The following is a 450-nucleotide window of genomic DNA, read 5'->3' as shown; positions in this document are numbered from 1 at the left end:
CGATGTCGGGGCGTGGCACGGAGCCGGCCTCGGCGATGGTCACATTGGAGAAATCAGGCGTCCCGCCCGGTCGCACTTCCGGCTCCGGAACGTGAAACCGCAACATCCCAGCATCGGCCATGACCTCGAGTCCTCCAATGTTGCCTGGGTGGGATATTTGCATATCCGCGCCGCCAGTGCGAATGCGTCGGGGAGGCGGTTCCAGCCGCGCCGGCCGATCCGGCTTCCCGCGTTCAAGATGAAGATATGTCCGCGAAATTTCTTGTCGATGTTGGGCGGCCGCGCGCAATTTGGCGTATGGTTCCGCGCTGGTTGCCGCAAGAGAAGGTGATTGGTGCTGGACTTTGCGGTTCGCCGACGTTGGCGATCCGAGCAGGAAGACGTTCACTCTCTCCCAGCATCATGCTAACCACCCTCCATGGCACAGAAGAAGGCATATGAGGTCGACGG

Annotated in this window: 1 protein-coding gene; it reads right to left on the bottom strand. The window is 61.3% G+C overall.

What is annotated here, in order from left to right; genetic code table 11:
* A partial coding sequence (locus X742_RS1000000173680; protein ID WP_156939517.1) for a hypothetical protein occupies positions 1–121 on the bottom strand: 121 nt, incomplete at its 3' end.
* Between the last annotated feature and the right edge of the window lie 329 nt (positions 122–450).

The organism is Mesorhizobium sp. LNHC229A00, assembly GCF_000502415.1.
Classification (GTDB): domain Bacteria; phylum Pseudomonadota; class Alphaproteobacteria; order Rhizobiales; family Rhizobiaceae; genus Mesorhizobium.
The sequence above is the reverse complement of the archived record's forward strand: the minus strand, read 5'-3'. Positions and strand labels throughout refer to the sequence as shown.